Source organism: Pseudomonadota bacterium (assembly GCA_026388315.1).
Lineage (GTDB): Bacteria > Desulfobacterota > Syntrophorhabdia > Syntrophorhabdales > Syntrophorhabdaceae > MWEV01.
Genome location: JAPLKA010000049.1, coordinates 73435 through 92328, shown reverse-complemented (window position 1 = coordinate 92328; position 18894 = coordinate 73435). Strand labels below are relative to the sequence as shown.

Sequence of the window (18894 nt, the reverse complement as noted above, 5' to 3'; positions counted from 1 at the left end):
GCCTCTGATACACTCACTTTTAGTTCCATTGGATGTTCCTCCTTCCTAAAATAGATTTGTGATTCGTCATCACCTATTTTATAGGAGGTACATCCTTTTTGTCACTCCTTATGAATTTACACAAGAGAGTTTACACTACCCAAAAGGTAACCCAATGTCTTCTTTATAGAGAAGGCAAAAGTCTTCTAAAAATCTCAGATTCGTTGCAAAATTATCGTCAATAAAAGCAATTTTTTTAACTTCTGGATGCAAGGTGATAACATTTTTGATCTCAGTCAATATTATCTGTGCATCTTTTACGCGAATATAGTCTTTGAACTTAGCGGCCCCATCACTTAGCTTGCGACACAATGCAACATAAGAACCGTTAATGCAGTACGTACATTTGAAAGCACAGCCTCGGCTCGCCATAACTTCCAGCTGATAATTTTTCAAGGACAGGATTTTGTTTAGATCGAACAAATTCTTATCCTCTGGCGGAACCTTGCGCAGATCAATGAATGGGCGTAACTTGTTTCGGGCAATTGATCCATCGGATGATTTAACCCATAAGTTCTTTATACTGTTGATATTTTCACCCTTGTACACTGCGTCCATTAATTCACAAATCGCCTCTTCGCCCTCTCCAACACACACCGCATTAACGCCTTCGACTGAAAGCACTGTCTCCGGATCCATGGTGGGATAAGGCCCGCCAACAACAACCACGCCCGAATAGTAGGTCGTAAGGTATCGACAAAACTCTACGGCATATTTGAACTGTGGCTCCATTACTGAGAGCCCTAATACGTCAGGATTTATTCGCACAATGTCTTTTTTCAAACGCTGCAAGTCAAAATCATAACCAAGCGACTCGGCCAGAAAGATCAACTCAACCTGATGTCCTCTTTCTTTCAGGACAGCCGACATAGCAGCTATTCCATTGTTGATACCTGCCGTTGCGCCGAGATTAAAATTGACGAACAGGATTTTCATGTAACTATGGAACCACCCACGTACATTTTCCACCACTCAACTGTTTTTCGTAAACCATCCACCATAGACACTTGAGGGTGCCACCCAACTTCCCGATTAAGCCGGCTTACGTCAGCTAAAAGAACGGGAGGCTCCGACTGGGGAGTGGACACAGCACCCAACTGTACTAAGGCATGTTTCTCCAACATATCTGCTACACCATAAATCATTTCCTTCAGGGATGTTGGCTTACCAGAAGCAATGTTAACGGTACCACGCACATCACTCTCCAAAAGGCTGACAAAGGCTGACGCCACATCTTCAACATATAGAAAATCACGGATTTGATTACCGTGCGAACAAGGCGCCGTTTTCCCCTGGATCAAGTTTAATATAACTGACGAAACAAGACGGTTGGGATTCTCATGGGGACCGTAGAGAAAAAAAATTCTTCCCCAAGCGCTGCTTAATCCTGTCACCTGTGAGAAATCTTTTAATATATGCTGTAGCGCATTCTTGCATGTTCCGTAAAGCGTTAAAGGAACAAGCGGAGTAATATGTTCGGAACAGTATCCATATCTCCAGTCATATTCAGCACAGGTTCCAGCCATGACTATACGCTGTCCACCCGACTTTTGAAAAGCACGCAGTAAATTTAAGCTTCCTTCAACACACCGTATGTTTTCTATCGATGTCCAATATTTCCCAGGCACGGCAAACCATGCAAAATGCAGTAGATGTGTTGGTTTGATATCAGACATTAACACCATCATTTTTCCTGAATCCATTAAATCAATATTATACCAATTAATATATGGTTGCTTTTCTTCCGGGAGTTTAATATCAACGCAATGGACTTCGAATTCTTTTTCGATTAATAAAGGAATGGCATGCCTTCCTATGAAACCGTTTGCACCTGTAACCAAAACTCTTTTCATTACATTACCTTTTATAATCTGGATATCCTGAATCTTTCTCTGATATTTCAACAGGGGGTAGCGGCCATTTTATTGAAAATTTAGGATCGTTCCATCTCGCGCCACTTGAGTATTCGGGATAGTAGAATTCATACATCTGGTAAAAGACTTCTGTATTATCTTCCAGTGTCTGAAAACCATGAGCAAAACCTTTAGGTATATAAAGGGCTTTGCGGTTATCTGCCGTCAATTCTACCGCTTCCCACTCACAATATGTCCGTGAATCACGTCTTAAGTCGATGATAATATCATATATCCTTCCCGCTGTGCATCGTACCAGTTTTGGCTCACCCTTTGGCTTACGCTGAAAATGCATCCCTCTTATAGTGCCCTTCATTTTATTGAATGAGATATTGCACTGAGATACGTTTGTCTCCAACCCATACCGTACAAACTCCTTCTGGCAAAAACTGCGCGCGAAGAAGCCTCTCTCATCTTCAATTCTGTCAAGCTCTATAATGAATGCGCCCTTCAGCCTACTTTCTGTAAACCTCATTACAAAATCCTTATTTCAGGAATAGCAATTACAAATTTTCCACCCCATTCTCTAATAGAATTCATCTGTTCCATTATCTCATCTTTAATGTTCCAGGGAAGGATGAATACATAGTCAGGCTTTGTTTCTCTTATTCTTTCAGGTGATTCGATGGGTATATGGGTTCCAGGTAAATAGTGTCCCTGCTTGTACGGACTTCTATCGACCGTATAATCAATAAAATCTGTTCTGACGCCACAGTAGTTCAGCAAAGTATTTCCTTTAGCGGGCGCTCCATAACCTACAATTACTTTCCCCTTTTCTTTTGCGCTAATTAAAAACTTCAACACATTACGTTTAATCATCTTGACTTTTTCTCCGAAAGTTAAATAGAAATCAATATCTGTATAACCAGTGTCAATTTCTCTTTGTCTCAATTTATTAACTCTCTGCGTGACATTCTTTGAGTTGTCTTCAGAATGCTTCCCATATATTCTTAAAGACCCCCCATGTGTGGGTAGTTCTTCGACATCAAAGAGTGTCAACCCATGCGCTGTAAAAATCTTCTCAACTGATATAAATGAAAAATATGAAAAATGTTCATGATAAATAGTATCAAATTGTACTTCTTCTACTAGTTTCATAAGATGAGGAAATTCCATAGTTATTACACCATACGGTTTAAGGGCAATCTTTAATCCCTCAACAAAATCATTGAGGTTTGGGTTATGAGCAAGGACATTATTGCCAATGATCAAATCGGCCAATTTGTTATTTTTTTTCATTTTTTCAGCATAGCCAGTATCAAAAAACGCAATATCGGTTGGTATGCCTTTTTCAATTGCAACCTTCGCTATGTTTGATGCGGGCTCAATACCCATCATAGGAATGCTATATTCTTTAAAATATTGAAGAAGATATCCATCATTACTCGCAATCTCTAACACAAAGGATTTTCTGTCAATATTAAATAACTTCGTTACTTTGTCTACATAGTTTTTGGCATGCTGCAACCATGAATCAGAAAACGAAGAGAAATATGCATAATCGCTAAAGATATCACTTGGATGCTCGAATTCCTCCAATTGAACAAGAAAACATTTATCACAAACATACACATCTAAAGGGTAATATGGCTCCATTTTTTGCAACTGTTTTTTAGTAAGGTAAGAATTAGCTAAAGGCGATGTACACAATGAAATAAAAACATATTTTAATTCGGAGTTACAAAATCTACAATTCATCAAAGCTCCTTTTATTGGTTTAGAACTTCATACTTAATGATGTGCTATTTTCCTAAAGTCCACCTGAGTTTCTCGTCAAGAAATCCACTGTCGAGCAAAGAATCAAGAACCTTCAACCTCATGAAATTGGAATTTCTAAAATCTTTTTCTTTGAACCTAATTTCTTCAAGGCCATTCTTTAGTTCCATAATTGCCATCGGTAAATCATAAATTGGCTGATAATTCGGCGCAAGCCTTTTGAATAAATCAAAATTTACTTTGTATGAGCGTTTATCCGGTTGAGCATCTTTGTTTATCTCTACATCAACCTCAGGCATTATTTTTGCGACAGCGTTGGCTAAATCTTTAACCTGATAATTCCATTCGTTGGAACCAATGTTGACTACAAGGTTCTCCCCACCGGTTTCTATAGTCCTGTTTATCGCCCAGTCTATAGCCCTCGCCATGTCCTTGACGTGAATCAGCGGACGCCAAGGAGTCCCATCGCTTAATATGACTATTTTTTTCGAAGTAATAGCCGATGCAACAAAGTCGTTCAGTACAAGGTCCAACCTAAGACGTTCGCTCATCCCGCAGGCAGTTGCAAATCTTAAACATGTAATCTTAAAGGATTTATCAGCCAGTCTACTTAATCCAATTTCAGCATGTACCTTAGATCTTGCATAGGCCGTCAAAGGATTAACTGTAGATTCTTCAGTTCTCGGAGCATCATCCGCAAAACCATATGTGCTGCAACTCGAAGCATATACAAAAGCTTTGACACCGTAAAGTTTTGCTTTCTTGGCCAGATCCACTGCTGAAAGGAAATTGATTTCCATTGTGGGTTTTTCAAATTTATTGCCCATCGGATCGTTTGATATCGCCGCCAAATAAACAATTGCATCAATATTTTCTAATATCCCTTCCGTACCCCCCCTTACATCGGCAAAGTATTGAATATCGACATTACACTCAGGGAAAAAGTTGGTACACGTTAGCTGATTAGCAAAATACCCAATATCATAACCTATTATATAAATGCCGGGGTAAGAGTTCCGAAAATGTTTCACAACACGCGGCCCAATGTAGCCCATATTGCCCGTTATCAATATCTTCATACAATCACCTCTCCGAAAAATATAACAAATTTATTTCCACATCTTCCACGGCGCCTTGCCGTCATTCCATATTTTGTTGAGATATTCCATGTCCCGCAGGGTATCCATGCAGGCCCAGAATCCCCGGTGTTTGTAGACCATCAGTTGCCCCTCTTTAGCGATTTGCTCCAAGGGGCCGATCTCAAGATCGCAGGAATCATCCGTGGTCAGATAATCTAATATCTTACGATTAAATACGAAAAAGCCACCGTTGATGAGACCTTCTCCATCCTGAGGCTTCTCGCTGAAGGTTTCTACGCGGTTGCCGTCTATTTTTAGTTCACCGAAACGGGCGGCAGGATTGATCCCTGTGACGGTCGCCATTTTCCCGTGGGATTTATGGAAGGCCAGCAGTTTGCCGATATCCACATCGGCTATGCCGTCACCGTAAGTCATCATGAACGTATCGCCGGTGATATATCTTTCCACCTTTTTTAAACGAGCGCCTTTGAGTGCCCTTTCGCCTGTATCCGCCAGAGTAATTTTCCAGCCGGCTTCGTCATGGGCATAGTGAATGCAAGTTTTTTCAGGCTGACCCAACTCAATCGTGACGTCATTATTCATAAGTTCATAATGGCAAAAATAATTCTTTATCATGTCGCCTTTATATCCCAAGGCGAGGACAAAGTCTTTGCACCAGAATTGCGAATAATACTTCATGATATGCCAGAGGATGGGGTGTGCACCGATATTGACCATCGGTTTGGGACGATATTCCGTTTCCTCGCGAAGGCGTGTTCCCATACCGCCGCAGAGGATGACTACCTGCATGTCATGATTCATGTTTTATCTCCGGTTTTTTTTGCGACAGCTCTATACTTCATAACATTACTTCACAAACGGTATGTTGAGATCTTTACAAATTTTTCTTACCAATTCATTAACAACTTTATTGTGTCTTGGAACTTGTGTCTTATATTCACCCTTCTGATAGATACTGCGCCTTCTGCCTTCACGAACAAGAGCAGCATCACTACCGTTAATGGTCCTTATAATGCTCGCTTTGCATACAGTAGTCTTTCGAATCGATAAAGTTTTTTAATAACTCAAGGTTACGGTTATGCCTTTCCTGAGAAAATTCAGCGAGAAATTTTTCATAAGCAAGCGAGGTGAAATGCGCCTTATACCCACCAATCTCTTCGAGAAGGCGCATGTAATCACCACACAACCAATTTCCCGTATTTTTTTCTATATTATGCATGTAGTAATATTCATACACTTCATCCATATTAATATCCAATTTTTGATCGGCTAAATTCATCAATATATTTTCATATTCATCAATGGTTTTAGGATGAATATTGAAGTTGTAAGCAACATGTGGGTTACGCAAAGAGGCATTTATAACCGGCACCCCCAAGGCAGCATATTCAAATCCAATTGTTCCGTAGACAGTAAGCGCAAAATCAATTCCTTCATCAATAATTTGATGGTGCGATGTTTCAGCATGAATTAGAGCAAACTTGGGATATTTATTGATGAATTCATTAATAATTGCATTATTTCCGGGTAAATAGTCTGGATGAGTTTTTATATACCAGTCGTAATCTGTTTTTTCTGAAATATACCCAAGAAATGTCAGCCACTCATAAAAATCGGTGAAAAGATTTACTCCAAGCCCGTTGGGACTATCAAAGAAGCAATGAGCGGCAATCAATACTTTAATCTTATTATTTTCCGACAATACCTTACCTCTTCTTATATTCGTATAAGCCGATTTTGCAGAATAAGCCATATCCACCCCGACTTTTCCTGCAAAGCGGTACCCAATTTGCTTTCTGGCAGTTTTCAATCCGTTCTTCTGTTTATCCTCAGGCAACTTACGGAATTGCCGGGGATAATAACAGTAATCGTTATAGGCCCAAAGTCTTTCCTTTGTCATATAGTAACAGCCATGAAAATTACACTGATAAGCAGGGATACTTCGCTGAATAGCGATTCGCATAGGAATTGCGATCAGATAAGCGCAATGAGTGACATTAATGGCCTTTACATTGTGTTTATCAAAATAATCTCGCCAGAAGATGTATTGATACAATGCCTTTTTTAATGATTCTTTAAATCTATAGTCATTTATAACTACCGTAGGAACATTATGAGTCCTCAAATGAGAATCGTAAAGCAAATCCCCAAACCATACACCTGAAACGCTCAGATTAAACACATCTTTTTTCGTCTTCAGACTTGAATAGACTTCGTTAAACAATTTCTCAAGTTCAAGCAATTGGTTTTGGGTAAGAAAATATGAAAAAGTTTTGGCATTAAAAGATTTATAAATTTTACCATGCAGGCGTGATATCCTAATATTTTCCCCAAACGAATAAGCCATTATCTCAGCATTATGCTTCTTGGCTAAAATATTTGCTAAATAGCCGTAAGAAATGATATTGGGCTGCATTGCAGTCAGTTCAAATAAAACTTCTGCTTCGGGTTTGCTTACTGAGAAATCTTTCCATATTTCTTGATTGTGCCTAATAAATTTTTTGGTTTGCTCATCGATGTGTATTTGCTTTGTTTCGTTAATAATATGTCTTATCAAATCATGTTTTGATTCGGGTATCATTTTTTTAAAAAGTGTTTTCATATACATCCTTAAATTTATCTAATCGAGTGGCAGGGAGAACATTATTCGCCAAATAAAATATTTTTTTGCATATATTTGCATATATTAGAGATTGTTCAAATAATTGCACTATACCTTTTTAAAACTTGTTTTAAATAATGCGGCATGGATGACGTCCACTTCCGCAGCATTAAAAATATAGTGGCGAATACGGCGGCCATCAGCAACCATTCCTGATTTCTCCATGATTCGCAACATGCTTTTGTTCGCCGCCATGGTCCCCGCCGTCACCTTTCTTATTCCGACATCATCCAGCAGGTAGCTGCATACGGCTTGCCAAGCTTCCAGACCGTAACCCTTACGCCACGCAGTTTTTTCACCGATCATAATTCCTATGTCCGCCAGCGAATTTTTTTCATCCACATAGGCGTTGATGTTGCCGATATGCCCGATATTTGGATCAATCGCAGTAACGGCCCAAAAATAATGGGGTGTATCTGCGAATGACTGCCAATATTGCCTGCACGACTCCAGTGTATGGCTTTTATGGCGCTGTTCGCTGTAGCGCATGACCTCCGGATCGTTTAGCCATCCTGTATAACGGGGCGTCAGATATTCTTTGGAAAAAGGTATGATACGAAGCCGGGGCGTTTTAATAATGGGTGATTCTGCCATGATATGCTGTGTTTTTATTTTAGAAGTTAAGCGTATTCCGATATTCCCATACTTTGCAGAAGGCCTTCACTACATCGTCCAAGTCCTCCCGTGTCATCCCTGGCCGCATCAGTTCGTGTGTGAAGAGTTCCTTCTCATGGAGTAGCTCTGTTACCGGGCAGAGGCCTCTACCGTAATTTGTATCATGATTATACCATGGCGGTCCAAAGGGGCAGCCCTTTGAACCATAGGCTATCTTCTTCTGATATAGTGGTTGGAGATAGAGGGGTTTCACATAACCGCAACCGATAAGGACGCCTTCCCCTTCCCGCAATTCTGTCGGCGAAAGCTCCGCCACCACTGCTTCAATAAATATCTCGCGCGGCACAGCCGCCACATCTTCCCTGTATTTCACCGGATAGGCATAATACACATGCGTGCAATCCCGACGTACACGGGCAGGCTCAAGTGCAGGTATCTCTGCGAGTTTTTCCGAAAGATAGGCACAATTTTCCTGCCGTATCCGGATCAGGCTATCCAGTTTCTTGAGTTGACAGCGTGTAATTGATGCCTCGATCTCAGTCATCCTGTAGTTAAAGCCAATCATGTTTCGGATGTCTGTTACACCCTTTTGCTCCACAACTGCCTCTGCATGGTTACGGATCAGACGGACGCGATCTGCCAGTGCGTCATCGTCTGTTACTACAATTCCTCCTTCCCCACAGTGGATATGTTTGTGGTAGTTCAGGGAGTAAACACCCATATCACCCAGTGTTCCCGCGTACTTCCCTTTATAGAGGGCGCCGGGAGCTTGTGCTGTGTCTTCAATAACCAGGAGTCCGTGTTTCTTGGCAATGGTGTTAATGGCTTCAGCATCATAAGGAAGGCCAAAAATATCTACAACGATGATAGCCCGTGTCCGTGGTGTGATCTTTTTTTCCACCTCATTCGGGTCCAGGCAGAAATAGTCCGGCTCCACATCGGCAAAAACGGGAATGGCGTTATAAATGAGCGGCGCTACAGCCGATGCGCTCATTGTAAAAGGAGAAACTATGACTTCTTCACCCGGCTCGATTCCCGTTGCCCCAACAGCGCAGTATAACCCTGAGGTGCAAGAATTCACTGCGATGGCATGCTTCACATTAAAGTATTGCGCCCACTCCTTTTCCAGAACTTGGACCTCCGGGCCACCGTAAAAGTCGTCGTGCCAGCACCCCAGGAAACGAGAGAGAATGCCTGAATCGAGGACACGGTTCACCGCCTCCTTTTCTTCCTCACCTATATACCGGTGAGCTGGAAAGGGTTTAGTTCTAACCGGCAATCCTCCGTTAATTGCTAATTTCATATTCATCCTCCCTGTTCATAACACGATGTTCTCCTCAAAGTAGGGGTTGTGCAGATTCTTCCCTCTTTCATTTCTCCCTACCTGGACACTTCTAATTTTTTTACCGGCTTTTAAAGCAATTATCAAAGCAATCGTCGTCATTCCCAGAACCTCGTCCGCTATGGCAATCAGATTTTCTAATTTCTCATTCTCCACCAAAAGTATATCTCGATGTGCGTAAGGTAGAAGAAACATTTTTATCTTTTCAATATCTTGCCTTGGGTGCGGCTTGATAATCATTTGAACATCATCGAAATCGGGCAAGGAAAGAATGTATCTTAGTACAGAATATTCGTTATAGCCTAAGAAAGGGGTGCCATCGCTATTATATCCAAGGCCATCCTCTATTGGTTCAAGAAGAAAAAGGACGATCCGTTTGTCTACAGGAATTAATCTTCTCTTGATTATTTCAATTTCACTTGTAGTCATTGAACAAATAGCATTCACACTATTCTCAATAGCCGGATGGCCGACCACTTGGATATTATTAGCGTATCGTTCGTTTTCCAATAAGGGAAGGAGCTCTGCACACAAAGTCTGACGTCCAATCTCATCAGGAACGCAAATTTTATCTGGCAGGTATAAACTATTATCTATTGGACTATGAAAATGCGAGAGGTAGTTCCCCCAATGATCAAAAAGGAAAATGGTAGCAATACCCTTCTCTTTGCAGAAACGAAGGGTATTATGGGTTGCCTCAAAGTTAGTCTGTGAACCTAATAACATACAACAGCCATCTAAATTAATTTGACAGAAGTCTTCCTTGAATGAAGACAGCACCGTGAAGGGATACTCACATTCAATAGCGTTACGGCACCATCCGTCAACGATCCACTGCGTTTCCCCCCCTGTACTTAATAATAATTCATAGATAGGTCGCATTATCGCGTAAGCGCCAGGATCGACACTGTATAAGAAAACCTTTCCGTAAGGAGTTAGCAACGGAGCTATTTTTTTCAATGACTCAAGCATGGGCCCCACGGTATGTCTTGATTAAATTCTCACACACGATTTGTGTTAAGTATGCATCGGCACCGCTACATAGAATTTGGTCATCTCCTTCGAGATATCGGACAACATTGTCCACAAGGCCGAGCATGGCTTTATGTAATCCTGTGCGCCTATATCTGGTCCTTTTCAAGTCGCGGTATCCGCTGAACATAGGGTCGTCTCTAACAACATCTTCTCGATATTCTAATCCAGAATTTTCAAAGCGGATCTTTCTATTTTCGCCGGCGATTTCAAAATCGAAAATAGAATAATATCGTTCATCAGCCGCAATGAAAAAAACATTCGCGCAACGTTCAAAAGAAAGAAATGCACTAATAGTGGGGTCCTCCGATGAATAGACGTAGCGCCCCCATACGGGGTGCGATTCATGCAACTCCCCAAAAAGAAAATGGCAGAGGTCCACTGCGTGAGAACCGTTGTGCAATATACCTTTGGTGTAGATGATCATAGCGTACAAGACGGTTCCAAATTTTTTACTTAATATATCAGCTCTGACCCTCTGCAACACAGGATCGTAGCGTCGAGTATAGTTAACAAAGAGTGGAATCCCTTCACTGGCATATAGCCTTACAATCTCCTGTGAAAGGTTTGTTTTATCTGTTAGGGGCTTTTCTGCAATGACTGCACGGGGTCTAAACCTCACAAGGTCCCGTAGACAGTTGTAGTGATTTTCTGTGGGGGTACAGACGCTGACAATGTCCGGCTTCTCATGATGAAACAAATCATCGATTTCAGAGTAGTATGCGCAATCCCAAATGTCACCCGCTGATGCAGCCTTTTCCTCGTCGATGTCCATCACCGCGCATAAATGTGTACGGGGATGGGTTGTGTATGCCTTCGCGTGTGTGAGAACAGAATCTGATGCGGGTACATCAAAAAATGCGCCGATCATCCCACAACCAATTATCGCAGCCCGGTAGCTGTCCATCTATCCTTCACTTGCAGTCTTGCGCCGTACATGGGCATTGATCTCAAGATATTTTGGGTTCTTACGCAATAAAGACACCACATCCTCTGCAGAAAAATCCTCATTTATCGACATTAACTTTTCATAAATTATTTTTAGCAACTCATAGTCATCCTGTTCATCAAGGATTAAACCTAAGCCGGGCCAGAGCATCTCCCCTTCTGCTCTCCAATTGACCAATTTGAACCTCTCGGGATGTGTATAGATATAGTAACTCACATGTACGCGGTCTATCGGGTTATCTGTAAGTTTATCGACTACTTCAAGGACTCTGGTCGGAAAAACTTGTACATCGAACCCATCCGGGAAGGACCGCTCAATAGCATTAGAAACATAATCATGATCACCGGCGTAATAAAGCTCAATTAGATGATCGATATGTCTGTGATCTATGAGTGGACAATCACCTGTAATTTCGACTATAAGATCAGCTTTAGACTCATGGGCGGCATCAAGCACCCTCTGTAAAACGTCCTCTTCGCTTCCTCGGTGGTATCGACATCCTATTTTCACACAGAGGTCCTCAATCGGTCCGTCTTCAACATTTACTGTTGTCGCCACCACGACATCGTCCACATAGCGGCTGCGCCGTATCCTTTCGACTATACGCTGCAAAGCTGGGGAAGCCGCGAGAGGAAGCAATACTTTCCCTGGAAGTCGAGAAGAGGTCATTCTTGCCTCAATGGTTGCAATGATTTTTTCAGCCTTTCCGAGGTACATGGCATTCTCCGTGATTCATGTCTTTTTGCATTTTTTCAGCTAATTTGCTCCCAATTTAGTGGCGTACCACATTTTATATCCCGATTCGATTTACGCCCCAACACATTCTGTAAGTGTTTAGTGTGTAAACCATTCCCAGGCCTTATGGAACGCACATTCTCTTGAGTAAATAGATCGCCAGCTATCATATCCCTAACGATAAAAAGGGAGCGACGGAAGATGCGGCTGGTGGCTTCGTCTTCGGTAACTTCATAGCTAACGTTGCCAAGTGCTTTTTCGGCAGTGCGGATGGCTTCGACCATTGCCTTGAATTCATGGGGTTCCAGTGAAAAGGCACTATCGGGGCCTGGTATGGCGCGGGACAATGTGAAATGTTTTTCGATGATGCAGGCACCGAGGGTGACGGCGGCAATCGGAACGGCGATGCCCAAGGTATGGTCGGAAAGGCCGATGGGCGCGCCAAACGCCTCAGCCATATGGGGGATTGTGCGCAGGTTCATCTCCGCCGGGTTGGCCGGATAGGCACTTGTGCATTTGAGCAAAATCAACTGCTCACATCCTGCCTCGCGCAATGTCACCACCGCCTCATCGATTTCGGCCAGCGTCGCCATGCCAGTGGACATGATAACGGGCTTACCGGTGCGAGCGACTTTTCGGAGAAGCCCCGTGTCCACCAATTCAAAAGACGCTATTTTGTATGCCGGAACGTCCATCTTTTCGAGGAAGTCAACGGCGGTTTCGTCGAAGGGCGTCGAAAAGAGATCCATGCTGAGATCGTTGGCAATTTTCTTCAATTTTGGCTGCCAGTCCCATGGAGTATAGGCCTCACCGTAGAGTTGATAAAGATTCTTACCAGCCCAGATCGTCCCTTCGATTTTAAATTCCGCATTTTCACAATTAAGCGTGATGGTATCGGGTGTATAGGTCTGCAGCTTAACAGCATTCGCCCCTGCGTCTTTCGCGGCGTGCAAAATGCGTATTGCTTGGTCGAAGCTCTGATTGTGGTTGGCCGACATCTCGGCTACCAAATAGGCCGAATGCCCCTTGCCGATCGAGTATCCACCAATAGAAACGTATGAATCCATATCGACACTCCTAATCAAGGTTCTGATGGTTGTTGATCTTCTGCTCTATATTGTCCAGAAATTTCATTCCTCTGTGTCCGTGTACCAGATGCAGAGAAAGCCGTTCTGATCAATGAAAGCATTCTCTGGCAATTCCCATGCGGGATTCCATCGCTTTCGCTCCTCGTATAGGTACTCCGAGTGAAATAGACAGCGTCCATCTTTATGATCGAGTACTACGCCTTCATACAGAGTTATTTTTCCTATACTGGTCATGAGCACAAACTTAGGTTTGGCGCGCCCGGATATCTTACCCGACTGAGAGACCTTCCGGGCCAGTTCTAAGGCCTGTGCTAGTGACGTACGCCATGAACTGATCCCGCCGATGGGTACACAATGGAATAGATAGTGGCTTTCAATCCCAAGCTCTCGCACGCGATCGCACAAGTCAATCAGTTCTTCCGCAGTGTCGTTAACGCCTTTGAGCAAGACGGCTTGGTTGTAAACACAAGGCACCACCTCCAGCAGCCGCCGGTAGGCCGCCTCCACTTCCGGGAAAATTTCGGAGGCATGGTTGATCTGTGTGGCTATTTCAATTCGGAAAGGTCGCTTTTTTTCCAAAACTTTGAGCAGACGTTCGTTAACCAGGTCCGGCTGGTGAATGGGCATTCTTGTGGCCAGGCGAACGACCGCAATTTGCTTGGCCGATTCTGCTAAGGCGCTTAGGAACATGTCAACTTTCTCGGGTACGATCCCAGGGTCCCCCCCGGTCACAAGCACTTCTCGGATTTCTTCGTGGCCAGGCGCCATGCCGATGTAACGCGCTGCCCGCATGATGTCTTCCCGCGAGTGGTTCCACGGGTCGTAGTTTCGGCGCAAACAATAGCGGCAGTGCGCAGCACAGTGTTGCACAAGCTCAAAGAGTATGACCCGTCGATAGAGCCGTTCGATGCCATTAATCTCCACCCCTTCCCATTCCACCGTCACCTCGGCGTCATAGTGCCTAAGCCCTTCCTGTGCCATTAGCTTGCGTTCAAGTGCACTTTCCACGTACTCACGAGTTAAAACACGCAGAACAGTATGATCCTGCCTCTTTTCGGCTTCCGCCATCTTTTGACGAAGGAAGGGTGATATCAGTTCATGGAAATTCTTGAATTCACTATGCTGGCCGGTCGGTGCTTTCTGCGCTGCATCCAGTCGGATAGGTGCAATATGCAGTTTGATTAAATCTTCAATCCGATCCATACACTGGCGCAATATATCCATGCCAGGAAATCTAAGAAAGACGATGCCTGCTGCCAGGTCCGAGCGCGTGTAAGGCTGAAGTTCATCGCCGACCTCTATGAATGGCCGTACTTCGACTATAAATGGTTTTAGCTCTGGATCAAAATCCATTCCCATGAATCGGCCATGAAACCGGCTGCCTACCAGGTACGAAGCCACTGGGGCTGGGGTCGGGCATTTAAGCCATGGGGCGTTATACTCCAATCCCAGCGCGCTGTGGATTGCCGCAGCTGTCAGATCAAAACCGGTGGACAGCTGTATCACTTCAGGTACATAGTTACCACCATTGCGTAATCCCACATCAACAATATAAACAGTACCTTTGGCTACAAGCGCGTCGAAATTAATACAGCCATCGCGCAGCTTCAATTCGTGAATTATTGTTTCAAATTGCCTATCGAGCTGTGCCTCGACTTCCAAGTCAAAGAATCCGGGAAAAATTTCTCCGTTCGGAACATTGGAAATCCGGTTCTTTACGAAATGGTTATGACCGTAATGCCGGAACGCCAGTTGCCTGTTCTTGAACCAGATATCCCCGTCCAGTTCTATCATGTCAGAGTTAATTAGTTCTTCGATGATTACAATACCCATTTGAGAGCCATTTTTGGCCTTCTCGAATGCATGGGCCACTTCATTGCGCCCGTAAATGACACTGTGGCCTCTTGTGCCCGCAGAATCAACCGGCTTTAACACCAGTGGAAAAGTCAGGTCATTCATCGCATCAACTGCAGCAGCTAACGAAGAGGCTCGAGCAAATCGCGGGTGAGGCAAGCTGTGCTCGCGCTGAAATTCGCGAAACAGGTCCTTGCGTCGGATGGTTTCCGCTGCCACAGGAGGGTTACCCGGCAAACCCAGCTCTTGCGCAACGAAAGCCACAGTAGCCACAGAAGAATCTGACGCATAGGTCATAATTCCATCAATCTTATGCTGGAGAGCGGCTTGGAGTATCCTCTCCTGGTCAGCGGTGGAGATCGCAAGGAACTCATCAGCATAGGCGCGGCCAGGCACTTCGGTATCCCTGTCTGCAAGTATAACGTAACAGCCCAACTCTTTCGCTCGCCTTAAGGCTGGCACCTGATAAAGGGCCCCACCAAGAAAGAGTAACTTTTTGCCTTCACAAGTCATTTTCCATTCTCCTAACTCTGAACTCTGGCCTCGAATTATAAACAGTCTTTAGCCGAATTTCTTATAATTGTTTGACAAATGCCTCTATGATAGGCCTTGTCGGGTCATTCGGAAATGTGGTTAGCCCCCGCCTCGACATTGCCGCCAGGTGCCCGGCATCCTTAAGCATACTGTTAACCGTTCTTGCCAGTGCTTCATCAGAGAGTTCATCAGCCAATCCGCAATTAATGGCCAGGCCAAGATCATCAAACAGCTCCGTCTCAGGCCTCTGACTTTCGTTTATTGGAATTGCCAGGCAAGGAACACCAAGATAAGCGGCTTCGTATTTAGTCGATCCGCCAGCCACAATGCAGAGATCCGCCGCCGCCATTTCTTCGGCAAGGTCAGGCAATTGCACCAGCACTCGAGAGTCCGGGGCAAAAGCTGAAACCTCTTTCACCAATGCGGCAAGTTCTGGATAAGCCTGACCCACCACCACCCGTAACGTCAACGATACGTCGAGAGTCTTCAGGGCTCGTACCACACGCTTTGTCATCTGCTTCTGATCGCCTCCGCCAAGAAACACCAATACGCGTCGGACTTTTTCGGCTTGAACCCGCATTTTTGCCCGCAAACGGCGGAAAGCCCGTCGTAGCGGAATGAAGCCAGGACCGGTCAGCACAGGAACTTCAAACGGATACTCCCGGTCCCCTTGATTAAACCCAGGATTAAGTATAGTCGCACAGGGATACTCATCCAGGTCACCGTAATCGTCTATTAGTAAAATTGGAGCTGCACGACCAAGTTTCCGGAGATATCCTGGCCGCAATGAGTAAGAATCCACCACTTGGGCAGCGGCAACCGAACTCCGGCAAATACGAATCGTATCCTCCGGATCTTCAGTGCCAGTAATCATCGCCCGGATAGATGTTTTGAACCCTGCTGCCCGAACCATGTTGTCTGACCCGTCATGGAGTCGTCCTGTAAATTGTGGATGCCAGCCACTTTCCGCAAAGGCTTCGGCGATAGAGAGAACCCTGCTGGCGTGGCCAAACCCAATATCGTAACCGCCATCACAAAGACATAAAATGATTTTCGAGTTTATCATTTATCATGCTGTTTTGGATTAAAACAAGCGACGTATACCCCATCAACAAGTTTTTCATCTATGATGCCGTGTGCTTTTAGCCTTGCTTCCTCAAACCACCCTGCTTTGATGTATGATTTGATTGATCCTATATTATCAGAATACATACTTGCAGAAAGTTTTCGTATTTTATAAACATCGAAAGCAATCTTTACACCAAGTTTTATTGATTCAGTGGATAGACCCTTGCCCCAATAAGTTTTGTCTCCTATGACAATTACCATATCGGAAAGGCCATGCCTTCCCGATATGGGGCCAATTTTTAGGTTTCCAATATGCAAATTATTCTCATTAACGCATATGGCATACATGAAATATGTGCCTGTCTTTCTTCCATAATCCATATGTTCTATAACTTCTTTATACTTCAAATCCCGTACCTCCAGAAAACGTATCACATCAGCATCACGAAACCAAGAGAGATAGCGCTCAGTAACATCACTGTGTCTTAGTTCTCTAAGGTAGATTCTTTCTGATCTAAACTCATTGTTAATATTCATAAGTTCGCCCTCAATTGGCAATCTTTGCACAACTACCCGCGTGTTTCAACTATTTATAAGTGCATGGATCTTAATCTTCGCTTTTTGACTTAAGCAAGCCTTCGTTCCGTAGAATGCGTGCATTCAAACTAAAAATATCGGGGTTTTTGTCAAGAAAATCTTTTATTTCTGAGGCGGGAAAAGGTTTCAAACCTTTGCGGTATAGTTTTTCAATTATTTTCTTCACAACTGCATAATCTTCTGGTTCATCAACGGTAAATCGATATTTGCTGTCATCAGTCTCATTGTGCAAAACAATATGATTAAACAATTCTGGATGATTGTATATATAAAACGTAACATGTTCTCGCTCTGACTTTAATATAGATTCTTTCCATGCTTTCTCAAGTGCCTTAAAAGATAATACTTCGCAGTCAAGACCTTCTGCAAACGTCGGCCCCGTATAAACATAATCGGTTTTTGCATTTAAGCATACGCTTATCATTTTATCACACAAATACGGATCAATAAGTGGGCAGTCAGAAGTAATCCGCACAATATGCCCAATCTGGAATTCCTTAGCAGCTTTATAATATCGATCTAATACATCATTTTCTGAACCACGATAAAAAAGGATCTTTTCTTTTACGGCAAAACTGATAATATCATCGTCTTCTTTGTTTGTTGTGGTTGCCAAAATAATTTTATCTAATAGTTTGGAAAAACTTAACCTTTCGATTAAATAAGCGAGAAGAGGTTTTCCCATGACCTCTTTCAAGACTTTGCCCGGGAGTCTGGATGAGGCCATTCTTGCTTGAACAATTGCAGCTATCATAGGTATTTTATGCCCTTACCCATAATGATGGATTTAAAATTCTCTCATCAACATCAACAAAAATGTTGCGAATCCTTGGCACCCAATTATTTTGTAATGTTTTTTGCCAAATAGAACAATTCTCTTTAACCTGTGAAGATGACTCTGCTCCGAAAACTACCTTTGCTGTTGGGTATGTAAATTTTATATATGAAAGTGCTATTTCATGCTTTGATAAACCTATAGCCTTTGCGACCGCTTCAATTTTTTTAAGAGTCGGTATTGCAAATGACAAATTACGAGGGATATCTTCAATTCTCATTAAAAGTAGTCCCTGTAAAAATACGCTGCGTATATATATCTGTTTCCCCATACGTTTAGCTAATTCAAAAACCGTAGCCTTTTCAAATCGTTGATCTAATACATTTGACGGAATTTGTATTATATCAATACCCTTGGTATTAAGTGCTTCAAGCGCAATATGTGGTTGATAAACACTCATTCCTATTTTATTTACCCTCCCCGATGATACAAGTTCAAGCAAACCTGCCGAAAGGCCCTGGTTCCATAAAGACAATAGTGAGTCTCCATGCAATAATATGCCATACAATTTTGGTACACATAATTTTAGCAATGAGCTATCAAGGGCTTCCGTTAATGCCGGTAAGTTCAATTGGTCTATAGTGGGGTCAAATTTCGTTATAACCTTAGCTTTATTTGTAATCCCGAGCTTTACAAAAGCCTTTCCTAACATTTCCTCGCTGCCCCCGTATGCTTGCGCCGTGTCAAACTCTTCGATCCCTTGCCTCCATGCTTCAGCAATGACTTCAATACAAATAGATTCGTCAGGCGTGCCAGTTTTATTTGCAATGCCATACGGATAACCAAGTTGGGCAGTTCCAAGAACAAGCATACGG

18 protein-coding genes are annotated in these 18894 nt (G+C 43.2%); all 18 read right to left on the bottom strand.

The genetic code is table 11. The features are described from left to right. Window positions 1-135: 135 nt before the first annotated feature. The 18 genes from NTX75_06370 to NTX75_06285 all read right to left on the bottom strand — a co-directional run bounded on the left by NTX75_06370 (window position 136) and on the right by NTX75_06285 (window position 18890). On the bottom strand, window positions 136-975 hold the full coding sequence (locus NTX75_06370) for a cobalamin-dependent protein (GenBank protein ID MCX5815855.1): 840 nt from the start codon (window positions 973-975) through the stop codon (window positions 136-138). After that, entirely contained in the window at window positions 972-1892 is a 921-nt protein-coding gene (locus NTX75_06365) for an NAD(P)-dependent oxidoreductase (protein MCX5815854.1), read from the bottom strand. The genes NTX75_06370 and NTX75_06365 overlap by 4 nt, the downstream gene beginning before the upstream one ends. Before the next feature lie 4 nt (window positions 1893-1896). Continuing rightward, window positions 1897-2427 (bottom strand): dTDP-4-dehydrorhamnose 3,5-epimerase, encoded by a 531-nt coding sequence (rfbC, locus tag NTX75_06360; GenBank protein ID MCX5815853.1) that lies wholly within the window; start codon window positions 2425-2427, stop codon window positions 1897-1899. Further along, window positions 2427-3650 (bottom strand): class I SAM-dependent methyltransferase, encoded by a 1224-nt coding sequence (locus NTX75_06355; protein ID MCX5815852.1) that lies wholly within the window; start codon window positions 3648-3650, stop codon window positions 2427-2429. Before NTX75_06355 ends, rfbC begins: the two co-directional genes overlap by 1 nt. 44 nt (window positions 3651-3694) lie before the next feature. Further along, window positions 3695-4747, bottom strand: a complete 1053-nt coding sequence (locus NTX75_06350) for an SDR family oxidoreductase (protein MCX5815851.1) — start codon at window positions 4745-4747, stop codon at window positions 3695-3697. Between the two features lie 30 nt (window positions 4748-4777). After that, window positions 4778-5557, bottom strand: coding sequence for a glucose-1-phosphate cytidylyltransferase (gene rfbF / locus NTX75_06345; GenBank protein ID MCX5815850.1), 780 nt, complete (start codon window positions 5555-5557; stop codon window positions 4778-4780). 208 nt (window positions 5558-5765) lie between these two features. Then, window positions 5766-7370: a hypothetical protein gene (locus NTX75_06340; GenBank protein MCX5815849.1), complete on the bottom strand. Its 1605-nt coding sequence runs from the start codon at window positions 7368-7370 to the stop codon at window positions 5766-5768. Between the two features lie 108 nt (window positions 7371-7478). Beyond that, a complete protein-coding gene (locus NTX75_06335) occupies window positions 7479-8024 on the bottom strand; it encodes a GNAT family N-acetyltransferase (GenBank protein ID MCX5815848.1) in 546 nt (181 codons plus the stop codon). Between the two features lie 19 nt (window positions 8025-8043). Beyond that, window positions 8044-9354 (bottom strand): DegT/DnrJ/EryC1/StrS family aminotransferase, encoded by a 1311-nt coding sequence (locus NTX75_06330; protein ID MCX5815847.1) that lies wholly within the window; start codon window positions 9352-9354, stop codon window positions 8044-8046. Window positions 9355-9363: 9 nt separating this feature from the next. Beyond that, complete coding sequence (locus tag NTX75_06325; protein MCX5815846.1) at window positions 9364-10347, bottom strand: hypothetical protein; 984 nt, start codon at window positions 10345-10347, stop codon at window positions 9364-9366. A 4-nt stretch (window positions 10348-10351) separates the two neighbouring features. Then, entirely contained in the window at window positions 10352-11326 is a 975-nt protein-coding gene (locus NTX75_06320) for a Gfo/Idh/MocA family oxidoreductase (protein ID MCX5815845.1), read from the bottom strand. Then, on the bottom strand, window positions 11327-12085 hold the full coding sequence (locus tag NTX75_06315) for a glycosyltransferase family protein (protein MCX5815844.1): 759 nt from the start codon (window positions 12083-12085) through the stop codon (window positions 11327-11329). A 35-nt stretch (window positions 12086-12120) separates the two neighbouring features. Further along, complete coding sequence (gene pseI / locus NTX75_06310; GenBank protein MCX5815843.1) at window positions 12121-13170, bottom strand: pseudaminic acid synthase; 1050 nt, start codon at window positions 13168-13170, stop codon at window positions 12121-12123. A gap of 63 nt (window positions 13171-13233) precedes the next feature. Then, entirely contained in the window at window positions 13234-15558 is a 2325-nt protein-coding gene (locus tag NTX75_06305) for an ATP-grasp domain-containing protein (GenBank protein MCX5815842.1), read from the bottom strand. A 61-nt stretch (window positions 15559-15619) separates the two neighbouring features. After that, window positions 15620-16645: a UDP-2,4-diacetamido-2,4,6-trideoxy-beta-L-altropyranose hydrolase gene (gene pseG, locus NTX75_06300; GenBank protein ID MCX5815841.1), complete on the bottom strand. Its 1026-nt coding sequence runs from the start codon at window positions 16643-16645 to the stop codon at window positions 15620-15622. Then, window positions 16642-17184 (bottom strand): GNAT family protein, encoded by a 543-nt coding sequence (locus NTX75_06295; GenBank protein ID MCX5815840.1) that lies wholly within the window; start codon window positions 17182-17184, stop codon window positions 16642-16644. Before NTX75_06295 ends, pseG begins: the two co-directional genes overlap by 4 nt. Window positions 17185-17254: 70 nt before the next feature. Further along, entirely contained in the window at window positions 17255-17998 is a 744-nt protein-coding gene (locus NTX75_06290; GenBank protein ID MCX5815839.1) for a glycosyltransferase family protein, read from the bottom strand. A gap of 7 nt (window positions 17999-18005) precedes the next feature. Beyond that, the gene (locus NTX75_06285) at window positions 18006-18890 is read right to left on the bottom strand and encodes an aldo/keto reductase (protein MCX5815838.1); all 885 of its coding nucleotides are present in this window, start codon (window positions 18888-18890) and stop codon (window positions 18006-18008) included. Between the last annotated feature and the right edge of the window lie 4 nt (window positions 18891-18894).